General features: G+C 63.4%; 17 protein-coding genes. 9 read left to right on the top strand and 8 right to left on the bottom strand.

The features are described 5' to 3' along the window. Positions 1-40 precede the first annotated feature (40 nt). Positions 41-469 (top strand): hypothetical protein, encoded by a 429-nt coding sequence (locus ACTIGF_RS01220; RefSeq protein ID WP_439635134.1) that lies wholly within the window; start codon positions 41-43, stop codon positions 467-469. Here ACTIGF_RS01220 and ACTIGF_RS01215 read toward each other — a convergent pair. From ACTIGF_RS01215 to ACTIGF_RS01205, 3 genes are read right to left on the bottom strand one after another with little or no spacing between them, the layout of a single operon-like run. Beyond that, positions 466-1,998: a PepSY-associated TM helix domain-containing protein gene (locus ACTIGF_RS01215; RefSeq protein WP_439635133.1), complete on the bottom strand. Its 1,533-nt coding sequence runs from the start codon at positions 1,996-1,998 to the stop codon at positions 466-468. The two genes, ACTIGF_RS01220 and ACTIGF_RS01215, sit on opposite strands and share 4 nt — an antisense overlap. A gap of 11 nt (positions 1,999-2,009) precedes the next feature. Beyond that, positions 2,010-2,600: a hypothetical protein gene (locus ACTIGF_RS01210; protein WP_439635132.1), complete on the bottom strand. Its 591-nt coding sequence runs from the start codon at positions 2,598-2,600 to the stop codon at positions 2,010-2,012. Between the two features lie 17 nt (positions 2,601-2,617). Next, positions 2,618-4,711 carry a TonB-dependent siderophore receptor gene (locus ACTIGF_RS01205; RefSeq protein WP_439635131.1) on the bottom strand — a complete coding sequence of 698 codons (2,094 nt, stop codon included), beginning with the start codon at positions 4,709-4,711 and terminating at the stop codon, positions 2,618-2,620. A 127-nt stretch (positions 4,712-4,838) separates the two neighbouring features. On the opposite strand from ACTIGF_RS01205, the gene ACTIGF_RS01200 reads away from it, so the two are divergent. Then, positions 4,839-5,450: a DNA-3-methyladenine glycosylase family protein gene (locus ACTIGF_RS01200; protein ID WP_439635130.1), complete on the top strand. Its 612-nt coding sequence runs from the start codon at positions 4,839-4,841 to the stop codon at positions 5,448-5,450. Between the two features lie 192 nt (positions 5,451-5,642). Here ACTIGF_RS01200 and ACTIGF_RS01195 read toward each other — a convergent pair whose 3' ends face one another. Further along, a complete protein-coding gene (locus ACTIGF_RS01195; protein WP_439635129.1) occupies positions 5,643-6,689 on the bottom strand; it encodes a serine hydrolase domain-containing protein in 1,047 nt (348 codons plus the stop codon). 108 nt (positions 6,690-6,797) lie between these two features. Here ACTIGF_RS01195 and ACTIGF_RS01190 point away from each other — a divergent pair, with 108 nt between their 5' ends. Genes ACTIGF_RS01190 through ACTIGF_RS01180 form a run of 3 tightly spaced genes read left to right on the top strand, consistent with a single transcriptional unit; the run spans position 6,798 to position 10,521 of the window. Beyond that, complete coding sequence (locus ACTIGF_RS01190; RefSeq protein ID WP_439635128.1) at positions 6,798-8,294, top strand: LytTR family DNA-binding domain-containing protein; 1,497 nt, start codon at positions 6,798-6,800, stop codon at positions 8,292-8,294. A gap of 59 nt (positions 8,295-8,353) precedes the next feature. Next, positions 8,354-9,127 (top strand): putative hydro-lyase, encoded by a 774-nt coding sequence (locus tag ACTIGF_RS01185; protein WP_439635127.1) that lies wholly within the window; start codon positions 8,354-8,356, stop codon positions 9,125-9,127. Between the two features lie 50 nt (positions 9,128-9,177). Continuing rightward, positions 9,178-10,521, top strand: a complete 1,344-nt coding sequence (locus tag ACTIGF_RS01180) for a hypothetical protein (protein ID WP_439635126.1) — start codon at positions 9,178-9,180, stop codon at positions 10,519-10,521. Between the two features lie 61 nt (positions 10,522-10,582). On the opposite strand, the gene murD is transcribed toward ACTIGF_RS01180, so the two are convergent. From murD to ACTIGF_RS01160, 4 genes are all read right to left on the bottom strand, one after another. Then, positions 10,583-11,902 carry a UDP-N-acetylmuramoyl-L-alanine--D-glutamate ligase gene (gene murD / locus ACTIGF_RS01175; RefSeq protein ID WP_439635125.1) on the bottom strand — a complete coding sequence of 440 codons (1,320 nt, stop codon included), beginning with the start codon at positions 11,900-11,902 and terminating at the stop codon, positions 10,583-10,585. A gap of 3 nt (positions 11,903-11,905) precedes the next feature. Continuing rightward, a complete protein-coding gene (tyrS, locus tag ACTIGF_RS01170) occupies positions 11,906-13,195 on the bottom strand; it encodes a tyrosine--tRNA ligase (protein WP_439635124.1) in 1,290 nt (429 codons plus the stop codon). An 87-nt stretch (positions 13,196-13,282) separates the two neighbouring features. Next, positions 13,283-14,155 (bottom strand): crotonase/enoyl-CoA hydratase family protein, encoded by an 873-nt coding sequence (locus ACTIGF_RS01165; RefSeq protein WP_439635123.1) that lies wholly within the window; start codon positions 14,153-14,155, stop codon positions 13,283-13,285. Position 14,156: 1 nt separating this feature from the next. Next, positions 14,157-15,326, bottom strand: a complete 1,170-nt coding sequence (locus tag ACTIGF_RS01160) for a CaiB/BaiF CoA transferase family protein (protein ID WP_439635122.1) — start codon at positions 15,324-15,326, stop codon at positions 14,157-14,159. 118 nt (positions 15,327-15,444) lie between these two features. Between ACTIGF_RS01160 and ACTIGF_RS01155 the strand changes: the two genes are divergently transcribed. The 4 genes from ACTIGF_RS01155 to ACTIGF_RS01140 all read left to right on the top strand — a co-directional run bounded on the left by ACTIGF_RS01155 (position 15,445) and on the right by ACTIGF_RS01140 (position 18,484). After that, complete coding sequence (locus tag ACTIGF_RS01155; protein WP_439636635.1) at positions 15,445-16,278, top strand: sulfurtransferase; 834 nt, start codon at positions 15,445-15,447, stop codon at positions 16,276-16,278. After that, positions 16,275-16,820, top strand: a complete 546-nt coding sequence (locus tag ACTIGF_RS01150) for a GNAT family N-acetyltransferase (protein ID WP_439635121.1) — start codon at positions 16,275-16,277, stop codon at positions 16,818-16,820. Before ACTIGF_RS01155 ends, ACTIGF_RS01150 begins: the two co-directional genes overlap by 4 nt. A gap of 78 nt (positions 16,821-16,898) precedes the next feature. Beyond that, complete coding sequence (locus ACTIGF_RS01145) at positions 16,899-17,864, top strand: NAD(P)H-dependent flavin oxidoreductase (RefSeq protein ID WP_439635120.1); 966 nt, start codon at positions 16,899-16,901, stop codon at positions 17,862-17,864. Positions 17,865-17,881: 17 nt separating this feature from the next. Next, positions 17,882-18,484, top strand: coding sequence for a hypothetical protein (locus tag ACTIGF_RS01140; protein ID WP_439635119.1), 603 nt, complete (start codon positions 17,882-17,884; stop codon positions 18,482-18,484). Positions 18,485-18,490 lie beyond the last annotated feature (6 nt).

The following is an 18,490-nucleotide window of genomic DNA, read 5'->3' as shown; positions in this document are numbered from 1 at the left end:
CGCTCAGAAGTTATTAAAATATACGTCTCATTATTCCACGATGAGCCGTTTGATCTACGCCAGTGAAATGATCTGTGAGCGCCCGAGGATCTGGTATCTGGCGGTCGGCGCGAACATGACGATTGACCAGTCCGTGCCCGGCATACGCCGCTTGGGCGAGCGCTTCCGGGAGACCCCCGTCCAGGGCCTGATCGTGGATTATCGCGCCGCGACGATCCGCCAGCATCCGTTTGAGTACAGCGAGCTGGCTTTGAGCGTCAGCTTGCACATCCCGCCCACAACCTTGATCGCCTACATCACAGGACCACGGAATTGCCGGAAAGCCGCCCTGATGGTCAAACTGCTTCGGGACCGCAATTTCGCGGCACGAGGCTTTCAGCGCTGGGGCAAATTGACCGCCTGGCTGAACTGTCCGCCAGACCTGATGGATCCCATCCCCAGCAAGTGGCGCAATACGGTGATTGTCTAGGTTTGAAGCTGAGCGTCGGTCGCTTTGGGCTTATGAGCCGAGCGATCCGTTGAAGCCAGCACTGCATTGGCCCCAAGCGCCAGGGCGCTGGCGATCAAGCCTGCGAACACCCCCCATGCCGCCGGGCTTTGATACCCTGACATCCCATAGGCTAGGAAGTGCGCCCCCGCGCCGATGAGGATCAGCGCCGCGCCTGACAGTTTGAGGCCGGACGACAAAGCCGCTTTGGACGGCGCGAACACGCTGAGCCCGGTCAGGACCAGCAAGCCCATCCAGAACACCGCAGGCATTGCGGCGTCTGCGAGGCCCAGCACCCGGTCGAGCGCCAGCACGAGACCGATCAGGGCCGGCGGCCCCCAGACCAGTGCGATCCAGCTGCGTTCCAGACGCGGTTGCGGGCCTTTCTTGCGGGCGCGCTTATAAAGCCAGAGCTGCACGCCGCTGACGCAGACCACGCACAGAGCGAGGCCCAGCGCCACATAGATCAGCTTGACGGGCACGCCGCCCCAGTTTCCGAAATGCAGGTTGTAGACGGACGCCGTGGCCTGTTGACCAAACGCGCCGTCATCCAGCCCGGTCTTGCCGATGAACGCGCCGTCCGGGGAGAATTGCAGGTATTCGCCGAAGATCAGCCGCTGATTGGCGGCGGTCAGGATTTGCAAGGTCTGCCCGTCCTGTCCGGGGTTTTCGATCTGCACGATCCAGGGCGTCAGGCCAGCGTCGGCGAAGTCGGTCTCCACCACGCGCAGCGCTTGGGCGATGTCGGGCAGGGGGCCGGCTTCGGCGGTCTCCTCTGCGCCGGGGCCGAACACGGTATCAAACATCTCATTGACGTTCATGCCTGGCTGGGTCTGCGCCAGGGTCAGCGCCACGATGGTGGCGAGCCCCAAAGCGGCGCCGGTCAGCGGGATCATGATGTGAAAGGGCGCGCCCCAGACCGACAGCCGGTTATGGCGGTCCGCCAGGCTCAGCTGGCCATTGCCGGGCTTGTGACTGCGAAACGCATCCCTGAAGACGCGCGGGTGAGCGAGGAACCCCGACACGACCAGCGCCAGCATCATCACGCCCAAAAGCCCCACCACGATCAGGCCCAGCGTGGAGGGGAGATGCAGATAGTAATGCAGGTCGATCAGAAATTCGGAAAAGCCGTGGTCGATCGTCTCGCCCAAAGCCGCGCTCTCATCAATGAACCAGTAGGTGTCGCCATAGCCGCCCGCCAGGCGCGGGGAATCCGGGGTGGGCAGGAAGATCGAAACACGATCCGGCGTCTCTCCAGCCGCGCTCGCATGATCGAGCAGGGTTTGCGCCGCACGGGCGGCCAGTTCAGGCGATGCGGCGCTGACTTCGGTGATATGGGGCTGTTCCCAGCGGGCGAATTCAGCGTGAAACACCACCAGAACCCCGCTCAGCGAGACGATGTAGAGCAAGGCGCCCAGCACGACGCCGATCCCGGCATGGGCGGAGAGCATGCGGGCGACGAGTTTGGCGGAGAGGTCGGGCCAGACAGAGGGGCGAGAGGAGGCGGCCATAAGTCAGGATCTCACGAAACCGGGGGCGAAAGAAAAAGCGCAATCAGCGCAAAAACGAGGGCGAGGCCGACCAGGGCGGCGGTGCGCCAGCGCAGGGGCGCCTCCAGCGCGCAGATCACAGCCAATCCCGCCCAGCCCAGGGGTGCGAACACCAAGGCGGTGAACAGGCTGTCTGGCATCTCCCAGTTCAGGGTCTGGGTCAGACGGAACAGGGCGATGCTGGCGATCAGCGTGACGCCCAGAGAAACAGGTCCCGCCAGTGCGGCGACGGACAGGGTCCGCAGGCTCGCCATCCAGCGGGGGCGCGCATCGCTTGAACCCGGAGCGGCTTTGAGGGCGGGGGCCGTCACGGGGCGGGTCATACCCTGCGCCATGACGCTCATCGCGCCCAGCATGGGCGCGATGAAAGCCGCAGTGACGCCCAGGTCCGGCCCCAGGGCGATCACGAATGGCCAGACAGATACGATCATCATGCCCCACCCCGCCACCATCAGATAGAGGTGCGAACCCTGACGCCGGATCCAGGACAGCCGAACCAGCGCCAGGCCGATAAGGCCCAGCGCCAGTCCGGCGATCAGTACTGCAATCGAAGAGGTCGCCACGATCTCAGCACCTGATCCTAGAAGCGTCTTGCGACGCGAAGATTGACGGTGCGTTCCTCGCCGGGGAAGCAATCGCCCCGCGCCAGGCAGGAGCCGTAATATTCCTCGTCAAAGAGGTTGCGGACGTTCAGAGCGACGCTCCAGTCCTCCAGCTCATAGGCCACGAGCAGGTCGGCCAGGGTGTAGCTGTCAGAGACGATGGTGAGGATGTCGCCTGTTGCGAGGCTAAGGCCGCTGCTTTCCCGCTCACCCACATACCGTACGCCGGCGCCAATGCGCAGAGCGTCAAAGGCGGTCGGGCGGAACTCGGCCCAGAGCGAGGCCTGCTCGTCGGGGATGACTGAGAAGGGGAGGCCGTTGGCGTCTTCGGTGTCCAGAAGCGTCAGCGCGGCGTCCAGTTTCAGATCGCCCAGCGCGGTTTCGAACGTGGTCACGCCTTCAAACTCAAAACCGGTGATCGACGCTTCGCCTTCCTGTTGGGAGGGGGCGTTGGGCAGAGCCACCGGGTTCGGCAGATTGGTCTGGGTGATGTCAAAATACGCCAGCGTCACGTAAGTCTGGGTGCCGACAGGCTGGTACTTGACGCCGATCTCGACCTGTTCGCCCTCACGCGGTTCCAGTGGCGCGCCTGTGACATTGTCATTCCCGATGACCGGTTCAAAGGATTCCGCATAGCTGACATAGGGCGAAACGCCGTTGTCGAAAGCGTACAGGAGCCCGACTGAATAGGAGACCGCGTCATCATCCTGGGGGCCTGCGGCGGTCAGATTGCTCACATCATCCGTGCGAAGGCCTGCGTTGAAGATCCAGTTTCCCCACGAGATCTGGTCATGCAGGTAGAAGCCCCAGTAATCGGTGTCGCCGCTTGTGACGCTCCGCACAGCGTCGAACTCGGCCTGGGTCGGCACGCCGTCGCCATAGACCGGATCAAAGACGTTGATCACGCCCTGGTATTGATAGGCGCGGGCGTTTTCGAGCTCGACATCCTGATAGTTCACGCCGGCCAGCACTTCGTGCTCAAAGGCGCCCGTCATGAAGTCCGCGCGCACGCGAGCATCAAAGGCGAGCTGCTTGGAGCTTGCAGTGCTGTCGTACCAGGTGCGTGCGCCATTGCCGTTTGCATCAATACGCGGCAAGCCCGTGCCGGCGAAGCTCACCCAGCTCTGGCGATAGGTTGAGGACGAATCGCGCCAGCGCGCGGTGCCCTCAAGCGTGAAAATGTCGTTCAGGCGGTGGCTGCCGATCACGGTGAGGGCGGTGGACTCTGTCTCATAGGTGTTGAAGCCCGGCTCGCCCAGATAGGTGCTCGGCTCGATGGTCTGGCCGTTCGGGCCCGGATAATACGTCCCGGTCAGCGGCAGGAACTGGCCGGCGGCGTCGCCATCACGATCATCATAGTTGAGCAGGAAGGTGATCTCGGTGTTCTCGCCTGGGGTCCAGGTGAGGGACGGCGCCAGCGAGATGGCGTCATCATTGACGTAATCGACCTGGGTGTCGCTGTCGCGCACCACGCCGACAAAGCGGGCATAGAGCGTGTCCTCAATCAGCGTGGTGCTGAAATCGCCAGCCAGCTCTGCGCGATCATGGGTGCCATAGCTCGCCACGATCTCCTGACCGAGGTCAGGGCCAGCGATTTTTGACACAAGGTTGACGACGCCGCCCGGAGAGCCCTGACCATAAAGGACGGACGCCGGGCCTTTGAGCACTTCCACCTGGTCGATGGTGTAAAGGTCGGGGCGGGTATTGTTGTAATTGCCGAACAGCGCCTGAAGATTGTCGCGATATTCGGGAACATCCAGACCCCGCACGGTGAAGAAATCGCCGCGGGTGGCGAAGCCGTAGGCCTCGCCCAGAACGCCGGAGGTGTAGTTCAGCGTGCCGCTGAGATTGAGGGCGCCGCGCGAGATGAAGTCATAAGACGTCTCGACTGACACAGACCGCGCGGTCTCAAGGATCGGCGCGCTGGATTTCATCGCGCCAAACGTGCCGAGTGAACCGGTGACGACGATCACGTCATCGGTGTCAGGCTGGGCGGCGTCGGACTGGGCGAGGGCGGCCGGGGTGAGGGCGAGGCAGGCGCAAGCGCCAAGCAAGGTAGTACGCAAAGACATCGGGGATTCCCATTCTCAAATCTGCGCCCTCACTAATGCGAATCATTTTCACTATCAACAGTAGATGAGAATGAATTGCAGGAATAAGTTATTTGACGGGAAGGGCGCGCCGAGGCTGGATAGCGCCATGACGCACCACATCCATGATCATGCACTGTCCGCGGCGGAAGCGCTGAGCCCTGAGCTTTTTCAGGCGATTGAGCGGCAAGGCGCGCTTGAGGCCTGGTCTCCGCCGCAAACACCGTTTCCGGTTTCGCTGTGTCGCTCTGTGGCGGGTCAGCAGCTGAGCGTGAAGGCCGCAGCGTCGATCTGGGCGCGGGTGCAAACGCTCAGCGAGCACCCTGAAGGTTTGCTCGATGCGTTTCACCCTGACCGGCACGAGGCGTTGCGCGGCTGTGGTCTGTCCGGCGCAAAAGTGAAGACCCTGATCGCCATCGCGGACGCTCGGCGAGAGGGCTGGCTTGAGACCGAGCCCTTGCGCGCCATGAGTCCTCAGGCGCGATCAGATCGCCTGGTGGAAATCTGGGGGGTGGGACGCTGGACGGCGGACATGTCCAACATCTTTTATTTCGGGGAGCCCGACATCTGGCCCGATGGCGATGTGACCGCCCGCAAGACGCTGGAAAAGCTGACCAGCAAACGCCGCAAGACCGTGCGCACTGCGGCGCGCTTCGCGCCCTACCGGTCTTTTCTGGCGCGGTATATGTGGCGGCATGCGGACGCGCCGCCTGACGCCTGAAATCGTGAAAACGAGAACCAAACCGCTCATGGCGCGTTTTTGAACAGGTGCTGATCCCTGATCGGCGCCGTGAAAATCGGGTCTGATTGAGGATCGCATGGACGGCGGACCGAATTAGGTCGGCCTGCAGCGACGTCTTCGGTCTCCGTCTGGATCGGGCGCCCGGAGCAATCCGGGCGCCCGATGACCTGTCTACTGGCTATACCCCGCATAGAGATCCGCGAGCGCCAGCGCCAAGGGATAATGGTTTGCGCCGTCCGCATTCGCCGAGGTGGCGACCACCACTTGCGGCTCCACATACACCATCAGGAAGCTACGGCCGCCCGGGCTGCCGCCTGAATGTGCGGCGTAGTGCAGGCCGATGCTGGGTTCAAATCCGGCTTCCATGCCATAGACATAGCTGACGGTTTCACCTGCGCTCGTCTGGATGGGCATGAAGGCGGCGTCGATCTCTTCAGCACTCAGCAAAGAGCCGTCCGCCAGGGCTGCGCCCATCTGCGCCATGTCCCGGCTGGAGGCGATCAGGCCGCCGCCGCCGAACTTGCACTCCGCAGACAGCGGCATGGGCGCCAGACCTTCGCCGGCGTCAAAATACGGCGTCGCCTTCTCGGCGGTGTCTGAGTCAGATTGCGCGGTATAGACCTCGCCCAGCGCCGCGCTCATGGCGGCGTCAAAGCTGTCAGCGCCGGTCAGCTCCACCAGAAGGTGGCTCAGCAGCACAAAGCCATAGGTGCTGTATTCATGCTGGGCGCCCGGTTCAGCGATCAGCGGATCATTGATGAAATGTCCCAATGCGTCTGACGGCAGCGCGCACCGGCGATCACTGAAGGCGATCCAGTCGTCATCGCCCGTATAGCCGCGCACGCCGGCCGTATGGCTGAGCAGCTGACGCAATGTCACGTCCTGATAGGTGGCGGGCAGGGAGGGGTCGATGGCGCGCACCGACTGGTCCAGATCCAGACCGTGATGCGCCTCCAGTCGGGCGAAAGCGATCCCGGTCAGAAGCTTGGCGGTGGAGTAGACATTGTAATCGGTCGTCACGCCGTCGTGCGCGCTGCGCATCATGCCGCCTTCGGCTTCAAAGGCGATCTCGCCCTCCACCATGACAGTCACGTTGAGCGCGGGATACTCTTGCGCGAATTGATCAAAGATGGCTTGCGCGGTTTCACTTTGGCTTTGCGCCAGGGCGGAGGTTGAAACCAGCGCGGCGGCGCCGAGGGCGGCAATAAAGGTTTGCATTGGAAACGTCCTTGTTGTCGTTTGCGTGGGGAGAGGCGTTGACCGCCAACACCCTTCCTGTGCAGGCGGTTTCGAGTGCAGAAAAGCTCAAAAGGACGAACGGCTCATATGCAGGGTGAACAGCTCAAAGCCGCTCTGGCGCGGGCCGGACAGCTCTTGCGTCCTTGGGAGGCGGGGCTGGCGGCTATGCTCTGCGCGCTGGTCCTGCTGGCGCCCTGGCCGACTTCGAATGCGCCGATCTGGCGGGCGGATCGCGTTGAGACTCTGGTCGTCTCCCCTGAAGCCGACGACCCGGCGCTCTGGCGCGAGCAAGCGTTCTGGCGGGCCGATCCCGGCGCCGGCGTCATGCAAATGCGCTGGCGCGTGCCGGACGCCGCCCTGGCGCCGGACACGCCGATGGCGCTGGCTCTGTCCGGGCCGTTTTCCGCTGAAGCCTATTTCAATGGTCAGCTGATCGGCGGCAAGGGACGCCCGTTCAGTGATGAAGCGCCGGAGCGCGCAGGGCCGATCGACAGTCTGATCGCCCTGCCGCCCGATCTGATCCGCCCGAGCGGAAATGAGATTACGCTGGTCCTGTCCAGTACGCGCGCCGGGTACGCGCCCGCCGTGATCGTGCAAACCCTGGCGGTGACGCCGTTCAGGCCCGACGCCAGACGGTCCTTGCGCGACTACGCTCTGACTTTAGGACTGGCCGGCGTGTTGGCGGTGCTGGCGATCAGCCTGTTCAGGCTGGGGCTTGATCGTGACGACCGCATGGTGTTCTGGCTCGCAGGCGGGGTGGCTGCATTGGTCATCGCAGCGCTGGCTGAGATGTCGCGCGCTTATGTGAATTACCCATATGACTGGCATCAGCCGCGGCAGGCGGTGATCTTGCTGGGAATGGCGGGCGCTTCGGCGGGGTTTCTGGGCTTTCTGGTTCAGCGCTGGGCGCTGGGCCGGGTGTGGAGCCGGGCGGCCATCGGCGTCACCACAGTCTGCGCTCTGCTCGGCGTGGTTCTGTATGACGGCTATGACGGCAAGATCATCCTGCTCACCATGTGTACGGTCTTTGGCTGTCTGGTCTGGACGTTGATCGCGGGCTTTCGGCTGGACCGGAACGCCTTGGCCATGGCGGGCGTCTGGCTTGCGCTTTTGATCCTGAACCTTTTGGCGCCGGGGCGGTTCATTGATCTTGGCGTGTACGCCATTACCGCAGTCGCGCTGGGCGTGTGGATGGTGCGATCACCGGATCTGTTGTCCCCGGCTTCCGAAGGCCCTGAAACAGAGGCGCAGCCCTTGCAGGCCGCCCTGACCGTGCAGTCGACGGGCAAGATGCACCGCGTGGCGCTCGATGACGTGCTCTATCTGAAAGCGGCGGGCAATTACACCGAGGTGCATCGCTGCTCGGGGGGCTGGCTGCTGGATCAGCGCGGCCTGGCGGCGGTGCTGGAGGAGGCGGGTGAGGGCGTGTTGCGTGTTCATCGTTCGTATGCGGTCAATATGAGCAAGGTCGACGCCTTGTTGACCCGCCCGGGAAGCCGGTATGGGCTCAGTCTCTTAGGGGGCGCCGAGGCGCCTGTTGGCCGATCGCGGGTTGACGCGGTGCGCGATGCATTATCGCGTTAATCATGTCTTGCGTGACGCGCTGATCTGACGTGAACTGTCGCCAGATCAAGGACTTCGTGATGACTGACCCTGCCGACCTTCGAAACGCCCATCTTCAAGCCGTTCGTTCGGGCGCGTTCGACGCGCCCACGAGCGGCCTGTGCGCGGGCTACGCCCAGGCCAATCTGGTCGTTCTGCCTGCCGCGCTGGCCTATGATTTCCTGCTCTTCACCCAGCTCAATCCCAAACCCTGTCCGCTTCTGGGGATGAGCGAGCCGGGAGATCCGCTGATTACGAAGCTCGATGTGGATGTGCGCACGGACGCGCCGCGGTATGAAGTGTTTCGTGATGGCGAGTTTGTTGATGAGCGCACCGATCTGACCGATCTCTGGCGTGAGGATCTGGTGGCCTTGCTGCTGGGATGCTCCTTCACCTTCGAACATGCCTTGCTGGCTGAAGGCCTGCCGGTTCGCCATATCGCGGCGGGTACAAACGTGCCGATGTACCGCACCAATATCGCCTGCACGCCTGTGGGGCCGTTTTCGGGCGGCATGGTCGTGTCCATGCGCGGCGTCCCGCCAGAGCTGGTGGAGCGGGTCAGCGAAGTGACCGGGCGCTTTCCCGGCAGTCATGGCGGGCCTGTGCATGTGGGCGATCCCGCAGAGATCGGCATAACCGATATCAGCAAGCCTGATTTTGGCGATGCGCCGGTGCTGGAAGACGGGGATGTGCCGGTGTTCTGGGCGTGCGGGGTGACGCCTCAGGCCGTGGTGCTGGACGCCAGGCCGGAGCTGGCGATTTTTCACAAGCCGGGACATATGATCATCACCGCGCAGCGCGACGCGGTGGTGTAAGCGCGCAAGGCCCGCTAGGGTCGGCCCAGCTTTGAATGTCGTGAGCCCTGATGTCTTCTTTCCGCCTTTGTTTCCCGCGACGCCTGGACGGGCAGAACGGGTTCGCTTTCGAATATGACGTTCCCGGCCTTGGCGCCTTTACAGAGACGGTGATTTTTCCCGACGAGGCCCGGTTTGACCGGCTGGACCGCTCAGTCCTGGCAGGGCTTGTGCGCATGGCGGCCATTTTGATCGGGACCAGTTATTACAAGGCGGCGCCGGCCAGGTTGATCGAGCCTGATTTTGCGCTGAGCGACGCTGAGCGGCGCCTGGTTGAGTTGGCCTATGGGCCGGGGCTGGGTGAGTTCTATGTGCGCAATGATCTGCCCTATCCGCCTGATTTTACGATCAAGGCCGAGCCGCGCATGGCGCAGCTTCGAACCCCTGTGATCAAGACCGAAGATGTGCGCGCCGCCGTTGCGTTTGGCGGCGGCAAGGACAGCCATGTGGCCGCCAGCCTGATCAAGGCGTCCGGCGCAGACGTCGAGCGGGTGTCGCTCATTCTGTCTGAAAGCGTGGGCGAACGGCTGACAGCGATGAGCGAGGCGCCTGTGACCCTGATCCGGCGCCGGATTGACCCGTACTTGATCGAACTGGGCCGTTCGGGCCGGGCGCTGAACGGCCATATCCCCATCACCGGGGTCAATTCGTGCCTGATGGCGCTCTATGCGGCGGCCAAGGGGCTTGATTGGGTGGTGTTCGCCAATGAACGCGCCGCCAGCGAGCCGACCATGGAAAGCAATGGCCATCCGGTGAACCATCAGTTCTCCAAATCGCTGGAATTTGAAGACGCGCTGCGCGTCGCTTTCACCGCGATCAATGCGCCGGTGACTTATTTCTCGATCCTGCGACCGGTCAGCGAACTCTGGACCGCGCATTATCTGGCGACGGCGGGCGAGGCCGCGCTGGACATTTTCGCCAGCTGCAATCGCAATTTCGTCTTCGCCGGTCCGAACGCCTTGCCCAAGGGCAAGCGCTGGTGCGGCGAATGCGCGAAATGCGTCTACACCGCGGTCCTGCTGGCGCCCTTCCTGTCGGTCGAACGCCATGAGCAGGTGTTCCAGTCCAAGCCGCTGCACAACCCCGAGAACCTCGATTTCCTGCGTGAGATCGCCGGTCTGACTGACGCCAAGCCCTGGGAGTGCGTCGGGGAGCGACGCGAGGTGGCGGCGGCTTTGGCCCATCTTCTGACCGGTGCGGACTGGGCGAAAGCGCCGTTAATCCAAGCGATTGAGCCTGAACTCTTCAGTCAGTGGGCGCGTGAAGACCTGCAGCAGGCCTGGGCGGAGGCTCTCGACGCCCGATCCGAGCACCGCATGCCGGCGCCGGTCGCCAAGCTTATGGGCGCAAGCTGATCTTCCACATGAAGTCAGCGCCGCTGAATCCCAAACCTTGAATTGAATCAGTGAGCGGGTTTTATCCCAGCTTCTTCGCGGCTTGCGCGAAGGCGTCGCCGCGAGCACCGAAATAGGTAAAGGCTGCGCCTCTGGGCGCCGCAGGGCTCATCATCACAATCCCGCCTTCGGGCAAGGCCTCGTAGGCACGCTTCACCGCCAACTCAAAGTCTGGCTCGTAAGCCGTTATATTTGCGTGCGGACCGGATTTCAGGGCGTCGACGATGCTGGGTCCGTTTTCGGGGATGGTGATGATGGCCTTGATCCGGGTCTCTTTTTTGAGCCCCTCGGCCAGCGGCGCATAGTCTTGCTCGCGATCTTCGCCGCCCAGAATCAGGCTGATCGGACGGTCCGGAAACGCCTCCAGCGCCAGCAGGCAGGACTGGGGCGTCGTGCATAGCGTGTCGTCGATGAAGTCGACGCCGTTCAGGCTGTGAACCGTCTCCAGGCGGTGGGGCAGGCCCTTGAAGCTCGCAAGGCTGCTGAACGCGTCATAGGCGTCGAGCCCCAATCCCTCGATCACCGCCAGCGCCGCGCAGGCGTTCGCCGCGTTATGGGCGCCGGGCAAAGCGGGGACGTGGCCCCAAGCGTCCGACCCGTGATGAATGACGCCGCCGGGGGCGTGAAAGCCTTCGGACTGGTCATACCAGAGGGTGTTCGGACGATGCACGAACAGCGAGGTCAGCCGCGTGTCCTTGGCGCTCATGACGCCGCGCGCATTGGGGTCGAGCATGGCGAGCCGGGCCTTGTCGCGGCGATATTGCTCCACCCCGCGATGCCAGGGCGCGTGATCATTGAGAAGGTTCAAGAACACAAACCAGTCCGGCGCATGGACAAGGTCGGCGATCTGATAGCTCGACAGCTCCACCACCACGATCTCGGCATCGTCCGGCGTGTTGATGACCGGCTCGCCAATATTGCCCGCCAGAACCACGTTGACGCCCAGGCTCTTGAGCATGTGATGCAGCAGGCTGGCCGTGGTGGATTTGCCCTTGGTGCCCGTCACCCCGATCACGGTCTGATCGGCGGGTTTGGACGCGAACCACAGATTGGTCTGGCTGGTCAGCTCTGCGCCCAGATCCATCGCCTCGGCCAGGCGCGCATCATACAGCGACACGCCCGGTGATTTCACAATCAGCGACTGCCCCGCCAGGGTGATGGCGCGCGCCAGATCATCCTGACCGACGTACTCGACGCCTTCGGGCAGGTCTTCGGGCTCATGTGAGTCAATCACATACAGCGCGGCGTCAGGCGCGCGTTCGCGCACATGGTCGAGCGCGGCGCGCCCTTCCTTGCCGAAGCCCCAGATGAAAATGGCGTCGAACTCAGACAGCGCGGTCATGGATTATCCGGAAAAACGAATGAGGAAGCGTTTGGCCTTGCCCACGCTCATCACCACGGCGCCGGCGCCGGTGCGATGCTCGCGCAAATCCGCGTTTTCGTCCTGAACCTTCACGCCGTTCAGCGACACCGAATTCTGCTTGAGCAGTCGTCGCGCCTCGCTTTTGGAGGCGCTGGCGCCCAGGTCTTCAGCGACAAGCGCGTCAATGAGCGGCAGCGCGTCGCCGCCGCTGGCGCCCAGCGTCGGCACGGCGCGGGCGATCATGTCGACCAATTCGGCGCTGAGATTGTCGGACTTGCCCTTGAAGATCACGGTGGAGGCTTCAATCGCCAGATCGGCGGCCTTCTGGCCATGCACGCGCGCTGTCAGAAGCTCGGCCAGCGCCTTTTGCGGCAGGCGCAAATGCGGCTCGGCTTCGGTCAGCTCTGCAAGCTGGCTGAGATCAATATCGGTGAGCCAGCTGAGGAATTTCGGGGCGTCCGCGTCGGCGCTGTTCAGCCAGAACTGGTAGAACTCGTAAGGGCTGGTGAGATCGGGATCGATCCAGACCGCGCCTTTTTCCGACTTGCCGTATTTCTTGCCCTCGGAATTGGTCAGCAGCGGATAGGTGACCGCATGGGCGTGCTGGCCCTCGATCCGGCGCACCAGATCCACGCCGCCCACGATATTGCCCCATTGGTCCGATCCGCCCATCTGGATCTGGACGTTATGGGCGCGGTGCAGGTGCACGAAGTCATAGCCTTGCAAGAGCTGGTAGGAAAACTCGGTGAAGGAGATGCCCTGATCGCGGTTCTCGATGCGGTTGCGCACCGAATCCTTGGTCAGCATGGCGTTGACCGAGAAATGCTTGCCCACATCACGCAGGAAGCTGATCACATCCATTTTCCGCCACCAGTCGGCGTTGTTGACGTAGATCGGCTCCGGCCCGTCGGTCAGCGCGAACAGGCGTTCAAACTGCTTGCGCTGGCCTTCGATATTGGCCTGCACGATGTCTTCAGTCTGCAGATTGCGCTCGGCGTCCTTGCCTGACGGATCGCCGATCAGGCCCGTGGCGCCGCCCAGCAGCACCACGACCTGTCCGCCGCGCTGGCGATAGCGGTCCATGCCCAGAAGCGGCATGAGATTGCCCGCATGCAGGCTCGGCGCGCTCGGGTCAAAGCCCACATACATCGCCGGCTTGTGCTCGGCGATATAAGCGTCTGTCAGCTCGGGCGTCTTCTGGTTGAGAAGGCCGCGGGCTTCCATATCGGCGAGGAAGGGCGTGGCTTTGGGATCGGCGAGGCGAACGCTCATGAGGCTCTCTTGGTGGTAGGAACAGTCAAGCCTTCGGCTTAGCCGTCCCCACCCCGTCTTGCAACGCCGTGATGGCGCACAGCTGTGTCACTCCATGCGGTCATAGGGCGTCTTCTCGACCTCGGCTGCAATGGGATCGCCGCTGTCACGCTCGGCCACGGCCTGTTTGAAGCCGACCTCCTGGGCGCGCTGACGGAACCACATGCCTTCAGGCGAATGGCGCGAGACCCCGTCAAACACGGTCGCGAGCATCTGGGTGTTGGACAGCCCCATGGCCTCATAGGCCTGATTGACCACCATCTTGGTCATCATCAGCTGGTTCTTCGGCACGCCCTGAAGCCGTCCGGCGAGACGCTCAACAGCGGCGTCGAGTTCGGCTTCAGGAACGGCTTCCAGCGCCAGCCCGATGCGCTCGGCTTCTTTGCCGTCGATCAGCTCGCCGGTCATCATCATGCGCTTGGCCTGCTGGGGGCCGAGGCGATACACCCACATGGAGGGTGTCGGCACGCCCCAGACGCGGGCCGGCGGATACCCGATGCGGGCGTCCTCGGCCATGATCACGAAATCACAGCACAGGGCGATATCGGACCCACCCGCCGCCGCCGCGCCATGCACGCGGGCGATGGTGGGCTTGTGGCAGCGCCACAGGCTCATGAAATCAAGCGTGTTCTGGTGCATGAAGGCGTAGTCGATCATCGGGTCCCAGGGCATGTCCTGACTGCCCGGCAGCTCGCCCTCGCGCTCGGCATAGTCCTTCAGGTCATAGCCGCCGCAAAACCCTTTGCCGGCGCCCTGCACCACGATCACGTGGACGGCGGGGTCGCGTTCCGCCTTTTTCACCGCGCCCGCGATATCGCCCGGCATGGCGTCATTGATGGCGTTCAGGCGCTCGGGCCTGTTCAGGGTGATCGTGCAGACCCGACCCTCGACCTCGTAAAGCAGCGTGGAAAATTCGCTCATCTCAGTCTCCGCAAAGTCGTGTGATCAAGGCGCCGTCGACGCCTGCTTTTTCAAGGATCATGCGAGTGTCCGCTCCCAGCTGGCCTGAACAGGTCGCGCCCTGACCGGGGCGCTGCCCGTCAAAGCGCGCCGCGGCGCCGGGCAGGCGCACCGGGCCGGGGCCGTCCGCCTCGCCATCATAGATGAAACCGCTCGCGTCCAGCTGGGGATGGCTCAGGATATCGTCTGAACTGTTGACCTTGCCTGCGGGCACGCCCGCCGCGCGCAAACGCTCCAGCAACGCGTCCACGGGCTGGTCTTCGGCCAGCGGCGCGCAGGTCTCGCGGATGAAGTCCCAGTTGATGAACCGGCCCGCCATGTCCGCACAGCGCGGATCCTCCAGAAGCTGCGGGGCGCCCACGACGTCGCACCAGGCGCCGAACTCTTTTTCAGACAGCATCACCACCACAAACCAGCCGTCCGCCGCCTTCCAGGGGCGGTAGACCTTGGCGATGTTGGGGCCGGGCTGAAGCGGGTCCTTCAGCGTCAACGGCATGTGCACATCCATCCAGCTAAAGGCGAGGGCGGCTTCCAGCATGGACACCGCCACATGGCGGCCCTGGCCGTCGCGTTCACGCCCCGCCAGCGCGCTGGTGATCGCCTGGCACAGATAGAGCCCCGCCACCTTGTCGCAGATATATTGCGGATAAAGCTCAGGTTCTGGCTTGTCGGGGCGGGCGGCCAGCCCGCTTTCCGCCTGGATGACCGGGTCATAGGCGCGCACATCGCTCAAGGGATCCCAAGGGCCGAAGCCCGTGACTTCCGCGACGATCAGATCGGGATGGCTGCGCCGCAGCGTCCCGGCGTCGAGCTTGAGCTTTTGCGCCGCGGCCGGGCGGTAATTGTGCATCACCACATCCGCCTGCCTGATCAGGGTTTGCAGCGCCGCCTGCGCGTCTTTGTCGGTCAGGTCGAGGCTGATCAGGGATTTGCCGCGATTGAGCGTTTGAAACGTCGAGCTGGAGCCGTCCTTGGCGATGTAGCCCAGACGCCGGACCAGATCGCCGCCGGGCGGCTCGATCTTGATCACATGGGCGCCTTGCTGAGCAAGCGTCAGGCTGGCGATTGGGCCGGCGACGACCGTTGTCAGGTCAAGCACCGTCAGCCCGGCCAGGGGTGTGGCTAGGGTCATGATGTCCTCCCGTAAGCGCGCGATTTTTCGCGTCGTTTGTTCGAGACTGGCGCAGCCCGCTTCCCCGGACAAGCCAAGCTGGTACGGTGAATGCGATTAGTTCTGGAGAATCGCCTTGATGCGGGAAGCAGTGACAATCAGCGCGATACAGGCGCTGGCGGAGTCAGATCCGGTGTTTGTGGACGCCAGCTGGTTCCTGCCCGGGGCGGGCATGACCGGTGAAGAGGTCTTTGAAGAGCGTCGCCTGCCGCGCGCGGTGTTTTTCGATCTCGATGGCGTCTGCGATGTCAGCTCTCCCTTGCCGCACATGGCGCCGGGGGCGGCGGCCTTCGCCCGCTGGCTCAGCTGGCACGGGCTGAGCGGGGGCGAGAAATTCATCATCTATGACCAGACCTCGCTGGTGGGCGCCGCGCGCGTCTGGTGGACCTTCCGCCGGTTTGGGTGCGATGTGCGCATTCTGGATGGCGGCCTGAACGCCTGGCGCAAATCAGGCGGCTCGATTGAAACCGGAGAGATTTTCCGCAGGCCTCCCGCCATCGAGCGGGCGCCGCGGATGATCTGGGACGATACGGTCAATTGGGAGGATGTCTCCTTCGCCTCGCGCTCTGGCGGGGCGCTGGTGGTGGACGCCCGCGCGCCGAGTCGGTTTGAAGGAACCGAGCCGGAGCCGCGCAACGGGCTGAAATCAGGCCATATCCCCGGCTCGATCAATTTGCCTTTCCCCAAGCTTCTGACCGCAGACGGCAAGCTGAAATCCGAGGACGCATTGGAGGCGGCCCTGCCGCGGGTCAGCCGCGAAACCCGGATCATCACCACATGCGGATCGGGCGTGACGGCGGCGATCCTGAGCGCGGCCTTCCTGAGCGCCGGCTTCCGCGATGTGCGGCTTTATGACGGCAGCTGGGCGGAGTGGGGCGCGCGCGATCTGCCCGTGGAGACCGGCCCGGCATGAGCGTGACGCTGACGGTGTATGACACGCTGGCGCAGGCGCCCGCCGGCGTGCGCGATCAGATTTATGACCTGATCTGTGAAGCGGATGACGCCTTCTGGCCGCCGCTGCGCGCCCGTACGCCCGAGCAGGGCTTGTCCGTGGGCGAGGGGACGGTGCTGGACGCTGCGCCGACGGCGTACTGGGCCTCGATCCAGCCGCACGCCCTGATCACCGCCAGCGACGCGGCGGGCCGGGTGCTCGGTATGATGAGCGTGGCGCGCGACAAAAAGCTCGAGGCGCTGAAACTGACGGTGAGCGCCTATCTGTCGACCCTGATCGTGACGCAATCGGCGCAGGGGCGCGGCCTGGCGCGAACCCTGTATGAGCGCCTGTTTGATCTGGCGCGCAGCGGGTCGGAAACGCCCTGTGTGGCGACCCGCACCTGGAGCACCAATGGCGCGCATCTCCCGCTGATCGCCAAGCTGGGCTTTGAAGAAAGATTACGCCTTAAGGATGATCGTGGCGCGGGGATCGACACCGTGTATTTTCTTAAACCGCTCTGAGCGCTTTTCTTGTGCGAAAACCGCGCTAGCCTTGGCTCAAACACTGTTCACAAATTTCCTCCGGGGAGGGTCCTTCGCGTGTCTGAACTCAAATGCCTGAAAGGCAAGCTGCGTCTGCCGGTGATCGGCTCGCCGCTCTTCATCATCTCCAATCCCAAGATGGTCATCGCCCAGTGCAAGGCGGGCATTGTCGGCTCCTTCCCGGCGTTGAACGCGCGCCCGCAAAGCCAGCTTGATGAATGGCTGGATGAGATCAGCTCCGAGCTCGACAGCTATAACAAAGCCAATCCTGACGCCCCGGCGGCGCCGTTCGCGGTGAACCAGATCGTGCACCGCTCCAATGACCGTCTCGAGGCGGATCTGGCGAGCTGTGAGAAATACAAGGTGCCGCTGGTGATCACTTCGCTGGGCGCGCGCGAGGAGCTGAACCAGGCCGTTCATGGCTGGGGCGGCGAGACGATGCACGACATCATCAACATCAAATTCGCCCACAAGGCGCTGGAAAAAGGCGCGGACGGCCTGATCCCGGTGTGCGCCGGCGCAGGCGGGCATGCCGGCACCCTGTCGCCCTTTGGTCTCGTGAGCGAGATCCGCGAATTCTTTGACGGCCCGATCGCGCTGTCAGGCTCCATCTCCACCGGCGCCGGCGTTCTGGGCGCGCAGGCCATGGGCGCGGATTACGCCTATATCGGCTCGGCCTTCATCGCCACTGAAGAGGCGCGCGCCAGCGAGGCCTATAAACAGTCCATTGTCGACAGCACGGCGGAAGACATCATCTATTCCAACCTCTTCACCGGCGTGCACGGCAATTATCTGCGCAAGTCGATCGAGGATGCCGGGCTCGACCCGAACAATCTGCCGGAAAGCGATCCGTCCGCGATGAATTTCGGGTCGGGCGGCAATACCGACGCCAAGGCTTGGAAAGACATCTGGGGCTCCGGCCAGGGCGTGGGCTCGGTCAAGAAAGTGCAAAGCGCGGGCGCCTATGTGTCCGAACTGCAAGCCCAGTACGAAGCCGCCAAGCAGCGCATCTGCGGCGGCTAGAGCGGGAAGACGGGGCGATGGGGGAAATCGGCGCGCTTCTGGGCCGGATCATCAACAACCTGCCGGACAGCCTGTTGCTGGAGTCGCTCATACTGGGCGCTCTGGCGACGGTGCTGACCGCGGTGATTCGCATTGTTTGGGCGGGGTCGAGCTGGCTGATCGAGCGGGCGGTGTTCCTCCTGTCCCGCTCGCTGACCCATCACGTCATCTATCTGGGCCCGGTGGAGGCGTTTCCGCCGGGCATTCGGTTCAATGTGCTGATCATCCGCTTCGGCACCGATCAGTACATCTCCACCATGGCCAGTGACCGCGAGCGCATGGTGGGGCGTCTGCAGCTGAAGATTTACCCTGCTGAAGTGCGCGGCAAGAAGGATGGTGCCTATCTGTCCTTCCGTGTGCCGGTCCACAAGCGGTTGGGCACCCAGTTCAAGATCTTTGCAGATGTGGAGCCGGGCGTTGATCTGGATGACATCATGCAGGTCTTCGACGCCAATCAGGAGATCCATGAAGTCAGCGTGTCGGACAGCAAGTTCGACCGCCGTATATATTTCCTGCTCAAGGACTACGCCCAGACCCAGACCGTGGACGGTCCGGTGAACAATTTCATCTATCCTGTCTGAGCGGGC

This window comes from Oceanicaulis sp. (assembly GCF_051859625.1).
Classification (GTDB): domain Bacteria; phylum Pseudomonadota; class Alphaproteobacteria; order Caulobacterales; family Maricaulaceae; genus Oceanicaulis.
This window is presented reverse-complemented; position numbering and strand designations above follow the sequence as displayed.